This is a genomic window from Maribacter sp. LLG6340-A2, from assembly GCF_045057105.1.
In the GTDB taxonomy this organism is placed as follows: domain Bacteria; phylum Bacteroidota; class Bacteroidia; order Flavobacteriales; family Flavobacteriaceae; genus Maribacter.
In genome coordinates this window covers 3,451,814-3,469,306 of sequence record NZ_CP159332.1, presented here as the reverse complement: position 1 = coordinate 3,469,306, position 17,493 = coordinate 3,451,814, and the positions used below count along the sequence as shown (strand labels likewise).

13 protein-coding genes are annotated in these 17,493 nt (G+C 35.5%); 9 read left to right on the top strand and 4 right to left on the bottom strand.

Features of this window, described 5'->3' with window-relative positions; all coding sequences use genetic code 11:
- Nucleotides 1-6 precede the first annotated feature (6 nt).
- From ABVM52_RS14670 to ABVM52_RS14630, 9 genes are all read left to right on the top strand, one after another.
- Nucleotides 7-1,011, top strand: a complete 1,005-nt coding sequence (locus ABVM52_RS14670) for a polysaccharide biosynthesis protein (protein WP_405381785.1) — start codon at nt 7-9, stop codon at nt 1,009-1,011.
- Nucleotides 1,012-1,014: 3 nt separating this feature from the next.
- A complete protein-coding gene (locus ABVM52_RS14665; protein ID WP_405381783.1) occupies nt 1,015-1,440 on the top strand; it encodes a hypothetical protein in 426 nt (141 codons plus the stop codon).
- A gap of 10 nt (nt 1,441-1,450) precedes the next feature.
- Nucleotides 1,451-2,584 (top strand): NAD-dependent epimerase/dehydratase family protein, encoded by a 1,134-nt coding sequence (locus tag ABVM52_RS14660; RefSeq protein WP_405381781.1) that lies wholly within the window; start codon nt 1,451-1,453, stop codon nt 2,582-2,584.
- 20 nt (nt 2,585-2,604) lie between these two features.
- Nucleotides 2,605-3,738: a non-hydrolyzing UDP-N-acetylglucosamine 2-epimerase gene (gene wecB / locus ABVM52_RS14655; protein ID WP_405381779.1), complete on the top strand. Its 1,134-nt coding sequence runs from the start codon at nt 2,605-2,607 to the stop codon at nt 3,736-3,738.
- Complete coding sequence (locus tag ABVM52_RS14650) at nt 3,710-4,900, top strand: glycosyltransferase family 4 protein (RefSeq protein ID WP_405381777.1); 1,191 nt, start codon at nt 3,710-3,712, stop codon at nt 4,898-4,900. The genes wecB and ABVM52_RS14650 overlap by 29 nt, the downstream gene beginning before the upstream one ends.
- A 10-nt stretch (nt 4,901-4,910) precedes the next feature.
- Complete coding sequence (locus tag ABVM52_RS14645) at nt 4,911-5,834, top strand: NAD-dependent epimerase/dehydratase family protein (protein ID WP_405381775.1); 924 nt, start codon at nt 4,911-4,913, stop codon at nt 5,832-5,834.
- Between the two features lie 11 nt (nt 5,835-5,845).
- The gene (locus ABVM52_RS14640) at nt 5,846-6,820 is read left to right on the top strand and encodes an MraY family glycosyltransferase (RefSeq protein ID WP_405381773.1); all 975 of its coding nucleotides are present in this window, start codon (nt 5,846-5,848) and stop codon (nt 6,818-6,820) included.
- Between the two features lie 184 nt (nt 6,821-7,004).
- Nucleotides 7,005-10,856 (top strand): PQQ-dependent sugar dehydrogenase, encoded by a 3,852-nt coding sequence (locus ABVM52_RS14635; protein WP_405381771.1) that lies wholly within the window; start codon nt 7,005-7,007, stop codon nt 10,854-10,856.
- Nucleotides 10,853-11,527 carry a hypothetical protein gene (locus ABVM52_RS14630; protein ID WP_405381769.1) on the top strand — a complete coding sequence of 225 codons (675 nt, stop codon included), beginning with the start codon at nt 10,853-10,855 and terminating at the stop codon, nt 11,525-11,527. The genes ABVM52_RS14635 and ABVM52_RS14630 overlap by 4 nt, the downstream gene beginning before the upstream one ends.
- Nucleotides 11,528-11,645: 118 nt before the next feature.
- On the opposite strand, the gene ABVM52_RS14625 is transcribed toward ABVM52_RS14630, so the two are convergent.
- From ABVM52_RS14625 to ABVM52_RS14610, 4 genes are all read right to left on the bottom strand, one after another.
- A complete protein-coding gene (locus ABVM52_RS14625) occupies nt 11,646-12,827 on the bottom strand; it encodes an OmpA family protein (protein ID WP_405381767.1) in 1,182 nt (393 codons plus the stop codon).
- A gap of 121 nt (nt 12,828-12,948) precedes the next feature.
- Complete coding sequence (locus ABVM52_RS14620) at nt 12,949-13,383, bottom strand: hypothetical protein (protein WP_405381765.1); 435 nt, start codon at nt 13,381-13,383, stop codon at nt 12,949-12,951.
- The gene (bshA, locus tag ABVM52_RS14615; protein WP_405381763.1) at nt 13,376-14,515 is read right to left on the bottom strand and encodes an N-acetyl-alpha-D-glucosaminyl L-malate synthase BshA; all 1,140 of its coding nucleotides are present in this window, start codon (nt 14,513-14,515) and stop codon (nt 13,376-13,378) included. The genes ABVM52_RS14620 and bshA overlap by 8 nt, the downstream gene beginning before the upstream one ends.
- Nucleotides 14,516-14,533: 18 nt before the next feature.
- On the bottom strand, nt 14,534-17,443 hold the full coding sequence (locus ABVM52_RS14610; RefSeq protein ID WP_405381761.1) for a glycoside hydrolase family 3 N-terminal domain-containing protein: 2,910 nt from the start codon (nt 17,441-17,443) through the stop codon (nt 14,534-14,536).
- Between the last annotated feature and the right edge of the window lie 50 nt (nt 17,444-17,493).

Genomic DNA, 17,493 nt, shown 5'->3' with positions numbered 1-17,493 from the left:
ACTTTTATGTTTAAAGACAAAACTTTATTGATTACTGGTGGTACAGGCTCTTTTGGCAACGCTGTTCTTAACCGCTTTTTAGAAACAGATATTAAAGAAATTAGAATCTTTAGTAGAGATGAAAAAAAGCAGGATGATATGAGAAATACCCTTAAGAACAATAAAATAAAGTTCTATATTGGGGATGTAAGGGATTACAACAGTATCTATAATGCTATGAGCGGGGTAGACTATGTATTTCATGCCGCAGCTCTAAAACAGGTTCCTTCTTGTGAATTTTTCCCGCTTGAAGCTACAAAGACCAATGTTTTTGGAACTCAAAATACCATTGATGCCGCTGTAGCCCATAAAGTAAAAAGAATTATTTGTTTAAGTACGGACAAAGCTGCATACCCTATAAATGCAATGGGAATAAGTAAAGCTTTAATGGAAAAGGTTGCGGTTGCTGCTTCTAGGAATATTCCAAATAATGATACTATAGTTTGTCTTACAAGGTATGGTAATGTAATGGCTTCCAGAGGTTCTGTAATTCCCCTATTTGTAAAACAAATTGAGGAAAACCTTCCGTTAACCATTACCGATCCTAAAATGACCCGATTCCTAATGTCCTTGGAAGACGCCGTAGATTTGGTTCTTTTTGCGTTTACCAATGGCAATCAGGGAGATCTTTTTGTAAACAAAGCTCCGGCGAGTACCATTGGAGATTTAGCCCAATCTATAAAAGAAATATTCAATGCGGATAATCCAATAAAGATTATAGGTACAAGACATGGTGAAAAATTATACGAAACCTTATGTACCAGGGAAGAAATGCAAAAAGCGGAGGATATGGGAGAATTTTACAGGATTCCTGCAGATAACCGGGATTTAAATTACAGTAGATATTTCTCTGAAGGAGAAACAGATGTGAGTACCATTGAAGACTACCACTCCCATAACACAGACCAATTGACCAATGATTCCTTAAAAAATCTATTATTGAATCTAAGTTACATAAAAGAACAGTTGTAGTTCATGGCACATACTATATTTGAAGGAGCAACCCATGCAGATGAGAGGGGAACTATAAAGTTTTTCAATACCCTTGATATGACAGAAATTGTCAGAATGTATGAAATAAGCCCATCTTCTACACATTTAATTAGAGCTTGGCAAGGGCATCAATTCGAAAAAAAATGGTTTTATTGTAATGAAGGTAGCTTTAACATCAATATAATTAAAGTTCCTAATTTTAAAGAACCTTCTACCCTATTGTTACCCCAGAAAATAATCTTAAAAAGTACAGAACCATGCTGTTTAGCATTACCAGGCGGTTATGCCACAGGTATTAAGGCTTTGGAAGAAAACTCCAAGATTACGGTATTTTCCAATTATAGCTTAGAAAATTCTAAAAATGATGATTATAGGTTTCCCGTAGAACATTGGAAATTTATAGATTAAAAGAGACAAAATGAAAACTATTGGCATTACAGGTCAGAACGGCTTTGTTGGTAACCATTTATTTACGACGTTATCATTACATGAAAACGTTAAATTGATTCCGTTTCAACGGTCCTTTTTTGAAAATGACGAGGATTTAGAAAATTTTGTTGTGCAGTGTGATACCATTGTGCATTTATCCGCTATGAACCGTCATGAAGACCAACAGGTAATTTACGATACCAACATAGCACTTGTTGAAAAGTTAATTTCAGCATGTGTTACAAAAGAACACGTACCACATATTCTTTTTTCTTCATCTACCCAAGAATCCAAGGACAACCTTTACGGAAAATCCAAGAAAGAGGGTAAGATGAAATTAATGGAGTGGGCCAAAAATTGTCAAGGCAAGTTTACATCGCTTACCATACCTAATGTATTTGGACCTTTTGGTAAACCAAACTACAATTCCGTAGTGGCCACTTTCTGTTATAAAGTTGCTCATGGTGAACAACCTGAAATACTCAATGATGGAGAAGTTTCCTTAATTTATGTCAATGAATTGGTTCAGATTATTATAAATAGTATTAATACAGATAAGGACAAGATCAAGATCGGGGAACATAGTTTTGAAATGCAGATAAAGCCTACTAGCAAGAAAAAAGTATCAGAACTTCTTTCCTTGATTACCGGATTTAAGAAAAATTACATGGAAAAAGGTATTTTTCCAAGTTTGGAAAATGAATTTGAAAAGGCGTTGTTCAACACTTTTAGATGTTATGTACCTGAAGATCATTATCCTGTAAAATATACCAAACATACAGACCCAAGAGGAAGTTTTGTTGAAATTGCAAGAACAAATACCAGTGGTCAATTTTCATACTCCACTACCGTTCCCGGTATAACAAGAGGAAATCATTTTCACACAAGAAAAGCTGAGCGCTTTGCCGTTATTAGCGGAAAAGCTTTAATACAATTAAGGAGAATTGGTACTGACCAGGTTATAGATTACTACCTTGATGGTACCGAGCCTGCCTATGTGGATATGCCTATTTGGTATACCCACAATATTAAAAATATAGGAGATGAAGAACTAATTACGCTTTTTTGGATCAACGAACCTTATGACCCGGAAAATGCGGACACCTATTTTGAAAACGTTTAAGAATATATAAACATACCATTTTGGAAAAACTAAAAGTACTTACCGTAGTAGGCACAAGACCAGAAATTATAAGATTGGCCTGTGTATTGAACGCCTTAGATGCTAGTGATGCCATAGAACATATTTTAGTTCATACCGGTCAAAACTATGATTATGAATTAAATGAGATATTTTTTGAAGATCTTGAAATTAGGAAACCTGATCATTTTTTAAATGCGGCCGGAAAAAATGCAACGGAAACTGTAGGAAATATTCTTATTAAGATCGACCCCTTACTAGAAGAAATAAAACCCGATGCTTTTTTAGTATTGGGCGATACCAATTCTTGCCTATGTGCCATACCGGCCAAGAAAAGGCAGATACCCGTTTTTCATATGGAAGCCGGCAATAGATGTTTTGACCAACGGGTACCGGAGGAAACCAATAGAAAGATCGTTGATCATGTAGCTGACGTAAACTTAACCTATAGTGATATTGCCAGGGAATATCTTCTTAGGGAAGGCCTACCAGCAGACCGTATTATTAAGACAGGTAGTCCTATGTACGAAGTTCTCACACAGTTTACTCCAAAAATAGAAGCGTCTAACGTATTGGAGAAACTCAATCTTAAAAAAGACAACTATTTTGTAGTCTCTGCGCATAGGGAGGAAAATATAAGTAATCCTAAGAATTTTGAAGGATTGATTTCTTCATTAAATCAAATTGCGGAAAAATACCAATATCCTATCATAGTATCTACCCACCCTAGAACAAGAAATATGTTAGATGCCAGGAAACTGGAAACACATAAACTTATTCAGTTCTTAAAACCTTTAGGGTTTTCTGACTATAATGCCTTACAGTTAAATTCTTATGCAGTATTGTCAGATAGTGGTACTATTTCTGAAGAATCTTCTATTTTAAACTTTAGGGCGCTAAATATTAGAGAGGCACATGAAAGACCAGAAGCTATGGAAGAAGGGTCTGTAATGATGGTAGGTCTTGAACCAAAACGTATTATGCAAGGTCTGGCCGCATTGAATAAACAACAACGTAATCCTAATAGAAATTTCAGACAGGTAAGTGATTATTCCATGCCTAATGTTTCGGAAAAAATGGTACGAATAATAATTTCATACACAGGTTATGTCAACAGAGTTGTCTGGTCAAAATAAACATCTATTTATAGTTTCCGAACTATTTTATCCTGAAACTATTTCTACAGGGTATATCATGACGGAAATTGCCAAGGAACTTGCTGAGAACAATACGGTGACCGTTATTGCCGGACCAGAATTCTACGAAGAAAAAGAACATAAAGGTCCTAAAAATTTAGAATACATCAATGTTATAAGAGGTAATTATGTGCGCTATAATAAGAATAGTTTTTTCTCTAGAATCTATGGTGTTATTTCCACTAGTTGGAAAATGATGCGTTTAATGAAAAAACATATTCCCGCCCATAGTGAAATATTAATGGTAACCAATCCGTTGATCCTGTTTGTTCTATCTAGTTTTTATGTCAGAAAAAAGTCTTGGAAGATCAAACTTCTGGTGCATGATGTTTTTCCTGAAAACTTAATCATTGCTGGGGTACTTAAATCCAATACTTCTTTTGTCTATAAAATTTTAAAATCCATTTTTAAAAAGGCTTATTTAAAAATGGATACTTTAATAGTTTTAGGTAGAGACATGAAAAAGCTTTTTTTGGATAAAACCAAGGGAGCATCCAATATAACGATAATTGAGAATTGGGCGGATACCCAAAATATCCAGAAAAAGAAATTACCGGATACGGTACCCAATTTTCTTTTTGCAGGTAATTTAGGTAGGCTACAAGGATTACACGTACTATTAAAAGCATTATTGGCCACAAAAAATCACCCATATACTTTTACATTTATTGGCTCTGGTGCAGTAGAAAATGATATCATTCAATTTATTTCGCAACATACATTAGATCATGTTCAGAAATTAGGTTGGTTACCTAGGGAACAGCAAAATGAATTTATGTCCAAAGCTACTATTGGTGTTATTTCATTGACAGAACATATGTATGGCTTGGGAGTACCATCTAAATGTTATAATTTATTGGCAGCCGGTAAACCTATATTTTATATAGGAGACCAAGGTTCTGAAATTCACCAATTAATTTCAGAACACGATATAGGATGGTTTGCAGAAGCTGGTAACCCTAAGCAAATAGAACAGGTAATTATTAAAATTGTAAAAAGTAATAATACTGACTACGAATTAAAAAGTGACAATGCGCGGATTTTGGCAGAAGAGCTTTATGCCAAGGATATCATACTAAATAAATTCAGTCAACTTTTTTAATAGAAATGATATGAATGTATTATTGACCGGAGCATCAGGATTTTTAGGTGCCAACATATTGCATCATTTCAAAAAAATGGGCCATCATGTTGAAACTATTGGCCGCTCACAAGAGAATGATATCATAGCAGATTTGGCAACTTTTAGCGGTCAGTTAAATACCAAATATGACCTTGTGATCCATGCTGCCGGTAAAGCCCATGTTATACCTAAAAACCCTGCCGAAGAAAAAATGTTTTATGATGTTAATTTGCAGGGCACTAAAAACCTTTTACAAAGTTTTACCCATCCGCCTAAAAAATTAATTTTCATAAGCACTGTGGCGGTATATGGCCTTGACCATGGGGAGAATATAGAAGAGAACTGTCCACTAAATGCCAATACTCCTTATGGAAAAAGTAAGGTTTTGGCAGAAAATGAAATTATTGGTTGGTCCAAAATAAATAAAGTAGATACAACCATACTTAGATTGCCGTTGATCATAGGTAAAAACCCTAAGGGTAATTTAAAGAGTATGATCAATGCCATAAAAAAGGGTTTTTATTTTAACATAGGAAAAGGCAAGGCAAAAAAATCTATGGTTTTGGTAGACGATATTTCTACAGCTTTACCTAAATTAATGAACCATCCTAATATTTATCATTTAACTGATGGTCACGATCCGTCTTTTAAGGAACTTTCTAGCGTTATTGCAAAAGAGTTTGAAGTAAATAAAATATATTCCATACCATACTTTTTAATAAAGCCAATGGCTATATGCGGTGATGTAATAAAGAAAATCTTAGCCATTTCCCCGCCTATTGATAGTGTTAAGCTAAATAAAATCAATAAAAGTTTGACCTTTAATGATTCAAAAGCAAGAAGCGTGGGGTATAGTTCCATAAAAATATTGGAGAACAAAGAATATTGGCTAAGCCAAACCAAATCTAAATAGTATATATACACATGATAACATTCATAATATTAGGAATTATACTACTTGTAATAGAATTGATTTACCTAAGGGTAGCAAATAGGTACAATATTATTGATAAACCCAATAATAGAAGTTCTCATGTAACACCAACTATAAGAGGAGGCGGAGTTATTATCTTTTTTGCATTTATAATATATGGGCTATGGTTCAAGCAATTAAACCCACCATTTACATATGTTATGGCGGCCATTAGTTTAGTTGCCATTATTAGTTTCATAGATGATATGATAAGTTTATCTTCTAAGGTTAGGATCCTTGTTCATATTATGGCTTTTTCCCTAGTTTTCTATTCCCTAAATTTATTTGACATTTATGCTTTCATAACCATTATAGGTATTTATATTTTTTCTATTGGCTTCTTGAATATCTATAATTTTATGGATGGCATTAACGGGCTAACTTTTTTAAACACCTTGGCAACTTATGGTGTATTATTGGTATTGAATACCTTTTATATATCCTTTACCCAGAATGAATTACTAATTACATTAAGTATAGCCACCTTGGTATTCGGCTTTTTCAACTTTAGAAATAAGCCTAAATGTTTTGCAGGTGATATAGGCAGTATTACAATAGGACTGTCCATAATTTATTTTGTATTGAGTTTCTTTTTAAAGACCAACAATCCACTCATATTTCTCATATTGGCTATGTATATTATTGATGGCGGATTAACCATCATTGAAAGATTAATAAGAAAGGAGAATATATTTAAGCCACATAAAAGGCATTTGTATCAAGTTTTGGCAAATGACCACAAATTAAACCATTTAGTTGTTTCGAGCTCCTACTTTATTATGCAGCTAATTTTTAATGTATTAGCCTATTTACTTATAACATCTGGTCATAAATCTCTTGTTTTGTTTATGCTACCAGTCGCAATTGTATCTATTATCTACATAATCATTAAACAAAAGTTAAATAAGAAAGGTAAACACCTCTAACTGTTGGTGTTATAGGATTAAAATTGCTATTTAATTGAGCTATTTTTTAGTGATTAAACTTTTGGTGTTTGAGGTAATATTGTAATATCTTGCGGGTCTTTAATCTAAATAATAGATTATTGGTGTTAATTATGATCCAAAACTTATAAGCGAGCGTATATATTACAACCCCCAACTAAGTTTAATGAAAAATTATTTTTCAAGTTATATAGGAATTTTAGCTTTACTTTTTTTTGTCAAAATAAATGCTCAAGTATCTTATCAAGAAGCTTTTACTAATTTAAGTTTTAATTTTCCGGTAGAAATCCAGAATAGTAATGATGGCACAAACCGTTTATTTGTTGTTGAACAACCTGGTATAATTAAAGTTTTCCCCAATAGACCAGATGTTTCAGCAGGTGAAGTATCCACTTTTTTGGATGTTAGTTCCATAATATCCTATAGTGCAGGTCAAGAAATTGGTCTCTTGGGCCTAGCCTTTCACCCTAATTATGCTTCCAATGGGTATATCTACCTCTATTATATAGACCGGCCCAGCAATTATAGAATAAACATTGCGCGTTATCAAATAGACGGCTCCAACCCAAATAGGATAAATCCCACTTCAGGGACAATTATAGCACAATATCTTAAAAATCAACCTGACTCTAATCACAATGGCGGTAAAATTGCTTTTGGTCCAGATGGGTATCTTTACATATCCGTTGGTGATGGCGGTAACGCGGCAGATCCTCAGGGCAATAGTCAAAATTTAAATTCAGCTTTTGGAAAAATATTACGAATAGATGTTGATGTAGATGGTAATAATACCCGATCGCCCAACGGTAACTATGAAATACCGGCAAATAATCCTAGGGTAGGTCAATCTGGTTTAGATGAACTTTATGCATGGGGAATACGAAATACGTGGAAATTTTCTTTTGATAATAGCGGAAGATTGTGGGGTGCAGATGTTGGTCAAAATTCATATGAAGAAATAAATATAATTACCAGTGGAGGTAATTATGGCTGGAATAAGTTTGAGGCCAATAGCGAACCTAGCTATGGTAGAACAACAACCTTGGCCACAACACCTGACATTAAACCTATTTTTTTCTATGACCATAGCGCTTCTGATGTATCTATTACCGGTGGCTATGTATATCGAGGTTCTCTTACCAGCAGCAGTCTCCAAAATAAATACATCTATGCCGATTATATTTCTGGAAGAGTCTGGGCTCTAAGCTACAATTCCAGTAACGGAAGTACAAGTAATGAATTATTGTTCCAGACAAGTGGTCAATACATATCCAGTTTTGGGGAAGATGAAGCTGGGGAATTATACTTCTCCGATTATGGTTCCAGTGTTAAATTATATAAATTAACAGAGACCGTAACGGGGCCTGTAACTACCCCGGTAAATGGTATTGGCGAATGGCAATCCATTTCATCGGGAACCAATGGTATAGTGGAAACAATTGCAGAGTCCACAACTGAAATGAAATATATTGGGGGTAGTTTTAATACAGCTGGTGGGGTCGGTGTAGAAAATCTTGCCGTACTTAATGCAGTTGATGAATGGCAAACTTCTGTAAATGGTAGTAATGGTGTTATTTATTCCATAGATGTAGCACCAGATGGTACGGTCTATGTTGCTGGAGATTTTACAACTATTGGTGGTATAGCTGCAAATAATATTGCCAGTTGGGATGGCTCTTCTTGGTCCGCCTTAGGAGCAGGTACTAATGGGCCAATCCTTAAAATTAAGACCGATGCTACAGGTGTACTCTATGTTGGTGGCACTTTCACAGATGCAGGAAGTATTATCGCAAATAACATTGCCAAATGGGATAATAACGTTTGGAGTGCATTGATAGACGCTTCAACAGGTGTTTCAGGTACCAATAATGAAATTCGCTCTATTGCTTTTGATGAAAATAATATGATGTATGTGGGCGGAAATTTTGATACTGCCGGTGGAGTTTCTGCAGCAAGAATTGCTCAGTGGAACGGTACTAACTGGACTGCCCTTGGATCGGGTACCAGTGGTTTTGTACAAGCCATAGAATCATCTGGTGATTTTTTATATGTTGGAGGAAATTTTTCCATTGCAGGTGGAAACACGGTAAATAGAATTGCAAGATATAATAAGACCAACCAAACATGGGAAGCTTTAGGAAATGGTTTAAGCGGTAATGTCAATACTATTGTCTCCAATGGTTCTTACGTGTATGTGGGTGGCACTTTTTATACTGCCAGTGATAATGGTAATGTAGATAAAATTGTAAACAATCTATCTAGATGGAGTGCGGCAAATGGTTGGGAAGCCCTGGGCCCCAATACCACTGTAGGTGTAGATGTTAGGGTAAACTCCTTGGCTTTTACCAATAATAATACCGAGTTGCTCGTAGGGGGCAATTTTGGTACTGCAGGAAATATAAACACCAATAATATTGCTGTTTGGAGTGAAATTTTCTGCACGGAAGACAGTATTATACCAGAATATAGGGTAAACGGGGAATTTAACAGTGGAAGCAATTCGCTCACAGTAAATGAAGGAGATGAATTGTTATTAAGCATTTTGCCTAATGGAGTAAACTTTACCATATTATTACCCAATGGTAACACGGTTAATGGCGATTATGATTTAGGCAATATGACCACAAATTTATCTGGAACCTATACTTTTGAGACTGCACAAGGCTGTATAGAAAATTTGGAAATTACGGTACAAAGTATTGAACCTAATGATGAGGACAATGATGGTGTCATAGATGCTAACGATAATTGCCCTAATACACCAAATGGAGAAGCTGTTAATGCCAGTGGTTGTTCTAGTGGTCAGTTAGATGATGATAATGATGGGGTAACCAATGCTGACGATCTATGTGTAAATACACCAGAGGGAGAAGCGGTTAATGTTAATGGTTGTTCCTCCAGTCAGTTAGATGATGATGGTGATGGCGTATTCAATAATATAGACCTTTGTCCAAATACAACGAATGGAGAAACGGTCAATGAAAATGGATGTTCCTTAAGTCAATTAGATACGGATAATGACGGTATTAATGATGCCACTGATGATTGCCCCAACACCCCAACCGGTAATATTGTTGACGAAAACGGATGTACTATTGAAACTCCCTTAGACAGTGATAATGATGGAGTCATTGATGTTAATGATGGATGTCCGGATACCCCTCAAGGAGAACCTGTGGATTCTAACGGTTGCCCTATACAGCCTCTTGATAGTGATAATGATGGTATTAATGATGACGTAGACCAATGTCCAAATACACCAGAAGGTGCATTAATTGATGAAAATGGATGTTCACTTTCTAACTACGACAGTGATCAATTTAGAATTACGACAACAGGTGCAACTTGTATAGATTTAGATAATGGTTCATTGCTGATAGAATCTAAGAACAGTGATAATTTTATTGCTACACTTACCGGTCCGGTCGAAGAAATTGTATTGCCGTTTTCAGAAGAGCTTACCATTTCAAATCTAGTGGATGGCGCTTATGATTTATGTATCACCTCTATTAATTTTCCAGATTATATCAATTGCTCTAAGTTCATAATTAAAGAACCGGACCCTTTACAGGTTCAATTAGATTTTGACAATGTAACCAATAGCGTTGCCCTAAAAATGAATGGCAGTAGTGAATATACGGTAGAAGTCAACGGTAAGAGTTTGGTAACTACTAGCAATGAAATCAGCATACCCTTGTATGATGATGTAAATACCATTAAGGTAATTTCCGATCAACTTTGTCAAGGTATTTTTGAAGAAACTATTATCTTAGAAGATGTTATTCTAGTTTACCCTAACCCTGTGGAGGATATACTGAATATTGACTTAAAATCATTAACTTCAAACACTATAGAAATAGCAATATATACTGAGGCGGGTCAATTGATTAGTGTGGATACCTACCCAGTAGAATCTAAAATTATCACCTTTAATACCAGCAATTTAGTGACAGGAGTTTATTTTCTAAAATTGAAAAATGAGTATATAAATAAATCTTTCAAGCTTATAAAATCATGAAAAAAAGCTTGTTATTCTTTTTGATTGCTTCTTGTTTTTCGTGCGGAGTGGATTTAGATCTTGTGGATATTGTAGGTGCAGACCAGAGCATAGAACTAACTTTTCCCGAAAACGAATCAGAATGCACAGAAGGCACCGTTGTTTCTGAAAACCAAAGCGAATTGGTGTTTAAATGGTTTGATGATAACGACAACAGTCCGTATACCGTACATTTAACCAATGTGTTCAATACTAGTACAGAAACGTATGAAAGTAACGAACAAGAATTGGCCATTGTTTTAGAGCGTGGTGTAGTTTACTCATGGTATGTAACCGGTAAATTGAACAAAACCAGTGATACGTGGAATTTTTATAATGCAGGCCCGGGTCTAGCTTCTACAATACCATTACCGGCCACAGCTATTTCACCGGTTTCTGGCGCTACCATATCACAAACCAGCACAACGGTTAATTTAATTTGGCAATCAGAAGATGAGGATAACGACATTGTTGGTCATGATATTTATTTTGGAGAAACCAACGATCCGGAAATCTTTGCATCTGACATTACCGAAACAAGATTTGATTCTATTGAAGTTACTTCTGGTAAAGTTTATTATTGGAAAGTGGTGACCAAAGATAGTAATGGAAATGAATCTACATCACCAATATTTACATTTACCGTAGCTTAAGGGTAACCTTTAAAAATGTTTTTATACTCCTTTTACCTTAGTATAAACCAAACGTCTTACCTATAAAAAACCAGTTCAAAAGATTTTGAACGGGTTTTTTATTTTTTAATTCTTTTATTTAAAATTCAATAACTTCAAATTCTGACCTTCTGTTGATTGCATGTTTTTCAGCCGGACAAGATGTATTGTCATCACATTCATTCAACAGGCGTTGTTCACCATAGGCCTCAGTCATTATTCTCTCAGCAACTACCCCTTTACTTACCAAGTATTCTTTTGTTCTTGTCACCCTTCGTTCAGAAAGCCAATCATTATAGTTAGAAGTACCTCTAGAATCTGTATGAGAAGTAATTTTTAATTTTAAGCTTGGTATTTCCTCAAAAATTTCAGCCATGGCATTCAATACTTTTTTAGAGTCATTGTTTACATAAGAAGAATTTAAATCAAAATAAACATTGCCTAACTGTTCTATTCTAGACTTTATAGCCTGCTTTTTACGATTTAGCTCGTCTAACCTTTCTTTTTCCGCTGCCGCCAAGGCATCTTGTTCTTTTTGCTTTTTTAACTGCTCCGCCAATAAAGCCTCTTCTTTTAGTCTATTGACTTCATTGATAGAATCCCTTTGACGTTGTTTCTCTTTTTCTATTGCAGCCATAAGTGCCAATTTTTCCTCCCCACGTTTAGAAAGTCCTTTTTCAATACCAAATTGGTAAACAACACCTGCAGCATGTTGTATATGGTTAGTGACTTCATTACTGGTCGTCATTGCCCATTTTCCGGTAGAACTAAAATCAAGACCCCAACGATCGGAAAACCAAGTTCTAAAACCTACAACAGCATTATAAGTTCCCCTACCCTCATTATTGGCATCGGTATATCCAATTCCAACACCAATGTAAGGGTCAAACCAACCAGTCTGTCCTATAATTTTATTTATGTCATAAGTAACCCTACCATCAAATGCATAATAAGGTATATCCTCTAAAATAATCTCCTCATCTATCGTATTGCCTTTCATATATCTGTTATAGGAACCAATGGCTTCAACACCTAAACCACTTTTAAAATATCTTCCAATACTAACACGAGAAGGATAAGGTACAATATTCCATTCTTGACCTACATTAAAAATACCATCAAATACGTTCCCAGAATCATCAACGGCATTTAACCCAATACCTAATATCCACGAACTTTGCACAATACTGTCCTTAGAAGTAATTTGCAGTTCTTCTTGTGCAATAGCTGAAAAGCCTATGCTAAAAAAAAGCAAAAAAGTTAAAAAGTTTGAAGTTTTCATAATAATTAATTTGGGATTAGGGAGTAAAATTAAAAGAAAGTTATGAAATAACTACAGAAGTACTATAAACAACAATTAAAATCGATTGTATGTTGAAAACCTGAAATTTACCGATTAAAACTTATTCAATAACAATAGAATCTGCATTATTTGAAAGCCTATAAATAGTGACTGGCCTGGTTATGGCTGTAAATTCCTTATCTTTTTTAAGCTTTGTTTTTCGCAAAATTAAATTTTTACCAGCATGTGATTTAATTTTTAAATCTGAATTTCCATTTTGTTCACCAGGGCTCCAAACCAGTATCATTTCTTTATTAAAATCGATATCTGGTACAGGAAGTCCGGGTTTACGCGTTCTATTGAATTGACCATAAAATTCAGCGAGTGACTTTTGGTCCTTGATGAGCAAAAACCGTTCTTTTTCATGCCCTCCATAATTATCCTTGACCAAAACTTCCATATTAGAACTATTTGTAGTTGCTCCATTTTGTTGTCCTTTACAGGAGAACAAAAAGAATAAAGTTAAACTACCAATAATCAACAATGATTTAAGCATTTTTAAAACGTCCTTTATAAGCCCTTTGATATACCTCTTCATATAAAGGTAATACTTTTTGGATGTCAAATTTATGGGCTTCTTTGACCGCATTGTCCTTGAATCTCTCCAGGACTTTATCATCACCTAAAATGGTAACTGCCTTAGCGGCCATATCCTCCACATCACCTACCTCGCTAAGAAATCCGCTTACCCCATCTTTATTGACCTCAGGGATACCACCGGCATTACTGGATATTACGGGTACTTTATTGACCATAGCCTCTAAAGCCGCAAGACCAAAACTTTCGGTTTCGGACGGCAATAAAAACAAATCGGAAAAACACAAAATTTTATCTATCTCATTACTATTGCCAAGAAATATAACTTTATCCGTAATACCTAAATCTTCACATAGACGTTCTGCTCCTTCTTTTTCCGGTCCTTCGCCCACCATTATCAATTTAGAGGGTATGGTAAGTTGTATCTTACTAAAAACCTTTACTACGTCGGCAATTCTTTTAACCTTTCTAAAATTACTGATGTGTGTTATAATACGCTCGTCCTCGTTTGCCATATTAGACCGTTGACAGTCTGTAAAGGATGTACTATATTTTTTAGTATCTATAAAATTGGGAATCACTTCAATTTCTCCCTTAATATCAAAAATTTCCAAAGTCCCCTGTTTAAGACTTTCAGATACAGATGTAACCACATCTGACTGATTGATACTAAAGGTTACCGCAGGCTTATAAAAAGGATGTTTGCCCACCAAGGTAATATCCGTACCGTGCAAGGTGGTAATCATAGGGACATATATGCCTTCTTCCTCTAGCATTTTTTTTGCCATATAACCGGCATACGCATGGGGTATGGCATAATGTACATGAAGTAAATCTATCTTATGTAATTTAATGGTATCTACCAACTTGCTAGAAAGTGCAAGCTCATAGGGCTGATAATGAAATAGAGGATATTCAGGCACATGCACTTCGTGAAAAAATATCCTGTTGTTCAATAACTCTAAACGAACAGGTTGTTTATAAGTTACAAAATGAACTTCATGCCCCCTATTGGCCAAGGCAATACCTAATTCTGTTGCTACAACACCACTACCACCAAAGGTAGGGTAACATACTATTGCTATTTTCATTATAGTAAAATTACCTTTTTAATTTAAAATTGAGTCGTAAATAACTTGTTGAATCCTAGTTCTTAACCCAGATTTAACTAAAAGTGTGTTGGATGCAGATGGATACGTCCTATTGGACAAGAAAACATAAACAATTTCTTCTTCTGGATCGGCCCAAGTATACGTTCCGGTAAAACCACTATGTCCAAAGCTTTTTCTGGACACACAACCACAGGTTGGGCCGCTATGTTCTAATTGAGGTTTGTCAAAACCCACTCCCCTTCGTACATTTTTATCACAGAAATAGCAGGTATTGAATTTCTTCACCGTTCTGGAATCAAAAAATTTAACCCCACCATAATAGCCATTTTGTAAGTACATCTGCATTATTTTTGCAACATCGTTGGCATTACTAAATAAACCAGCATGGCCACCGACCCCCCCTTGCATGGCCGCCCCCATATCATGAACATAACCTTGAACGGTACCATACCTATAGTAATTATCTTCTTCTGTAGGTACTATTGCTTGCTTATTAAACTTATCTAAAGGGTTGTATGTTGTGCTATTAGCCCCTAAGCGATCGTAAAGAAAATTCTGTGTCAAATAATTCAACGGTTGACCATAATTCTTTTCAATAACCCTTTTCATGACATAATAAGGTACATCGCTATAGCGGTATCTGTTGGGCTTAAGGTCTTGCCGGCCAATTCTATTATATATGCTGTCTTGGTAAGCATCTGTTAAATAAAGCTTGTCATATACCTTAGTTGAAAACCCGGGCATAGGTTCCGTTCTATAAAATTCAGCAGACGGTTTTCTGTCCTTGTCCAACGTATCAATATAAAAAGCGATCCAAGCTGGTAAACGTCCGTAATGGGAAAGTGCCTTAAGAACGGTTACATTTTTTATCTCCGTATCCGAATAGTTGGGGACCAATTCCTCAAACGTATCATTTAGCTCAATTGCCCCTTCTTCCTCCATCTTCATAACCATAGGCAATGTAGCCAATATCTTGGTCAGGGAGGCCAAATCATAAAGATGCTCATTGGTAATATTTGTACTACTGTTATAAGTAGGTTTACCAAAACTTTTTTGATAGACCACCTTACCTTTTCTTGCCACCAACACTTGTGCCCCAGGGAACATTAAACTGTCCAACCCACCATTGACCATTAGATCAATTTTGGCCAAACCCTTAGAACTTAATCCTACTCGTTCCGGCAAACTGTATCCTAATCTTTTTAAAGATGCCGTATTAACACCTGTATTCACCGGAAACTCATTATTTGCCGTTACCGGTAGTTTTCCCGTGGCACCAATGGCACCAAACAAAACTTCAGCAGTTTTTTCTTGGGCTATAGCACTATTTTGATAGGCCATTACAATAGCATCTATACTTTTAAAATTGGCAATAGATGAAAGTGCATAAGGTTTGGCAAAAACACAAAGAATTAAGTTAGAGGTCCTTTCTGCAGCTATTTCCTGTAAGTCTTGCAATTCTTTATTGGAGAACGAAAATGACTTCCATGGGCTATCATTGCTCTTATGGTGCCCAACAATGACCAAATTATATTCCTTTAACTTTATTTTTAATTGATTGATGTCTTTAGCCTCAACAACCGTAACCTCAGTAAATTTTTTGAGTGCCTTTAAAAAAGCATCATTTTCCGCATCTCCAGATTTCACATATGCTATTTTCTTATTTTCCAGATTCTTAATAGCAATCAAATCCAAATTATTTTTTACAACAGTAATGGCACCTTCAATAGCTTCCTCATATACAAGATTGTTCTCTAAACTATTTAAATCCTCGTACAAATTTTCCAATACTATTGGCTTATAGTGCTGTAGGCCCGCTTTATATTTGGCCATAAGGATTTTCTTGACCGAATAGGCCAAACGCTTTTCCGTTAACCTTCCTTTATTATACGCATTGGTCAATTTTTGCTTGGCACTAACTACATTTTCCGGCATTAACAGCATATCATTACCGGCCATAAATGCCTTTAATTCTACTTCACCATCTTTACCTTGGGTAGAAACCCCTTTCATATTTAGCGCATCTGTAAATATTAAACCCTTATAGCCTAGGTCCTCTTTTAATAGTCCTGATATAATTTGCTCCGAAATTGAAGAAGGCATCCCTTTTTTAAGTTCCAAAGCGGGAACCTCTAGATGAGCCACCATGATACTGCTCAATCCCGATGCAATTACTTTTTTAAAGGGATATAGTTCCAAACTATCCAATCTATTCCTATCAAAAGGTATTACTGGTAAATTATGATGGGAATCTACAGCGGTATCTCCATGTCCCGGAAAATGTTTTCCATTGGCCAAGACACCAGCCCTTTCCATTCCCTTTATAAAAGCTATTCCTTTGTGTACAACATTATCTCTAAGTTCACCAAATGAACGATTTCCTATTATAGGGTTTTCCGGGTTGGTGTTAATATCCAAATCTGGTGCAAAATTAATATGCACCCCTAGTCTCTTAGCATGTTTACCTATTTGGTAACCTACTTTCTCTACAATGGTACTATCCTGTATGGCCCCAAGAGTCATATTCCAAGGAAAAGCATAGGTAGAGTCTAAACGCATAGACAAACCCCATTCAGCATCCATTCCTATAAGCAAAGGAATTTTAGACACATTTTGATATTCATTGGTAAGTTTTGCTTGACGTACAGGGCCTCCTTTAGAAAAAATTACTCCTCCTAAATGTTCCTTTTCTATAAGGTTCTTAATAGCATCTGTAGATTGCTTATTTTGATCAGAGGCTACACTAACCATAAACAACTGCCCCAATTTTTGGTCTAAGGTCATTTGGGCATACTGCGCCTCAACCCAACGTTGTTGATCAAGACTGTCCGGTGTAACCAAAGGATTTTGGGCATGGGCTGTAAACCCATAAAAACAACCCATAATTGTAACTAAAAATAAGCGCATAATATGATGTGTAATGAGATAACTATAATAGAATTAAATTATTGTATTTC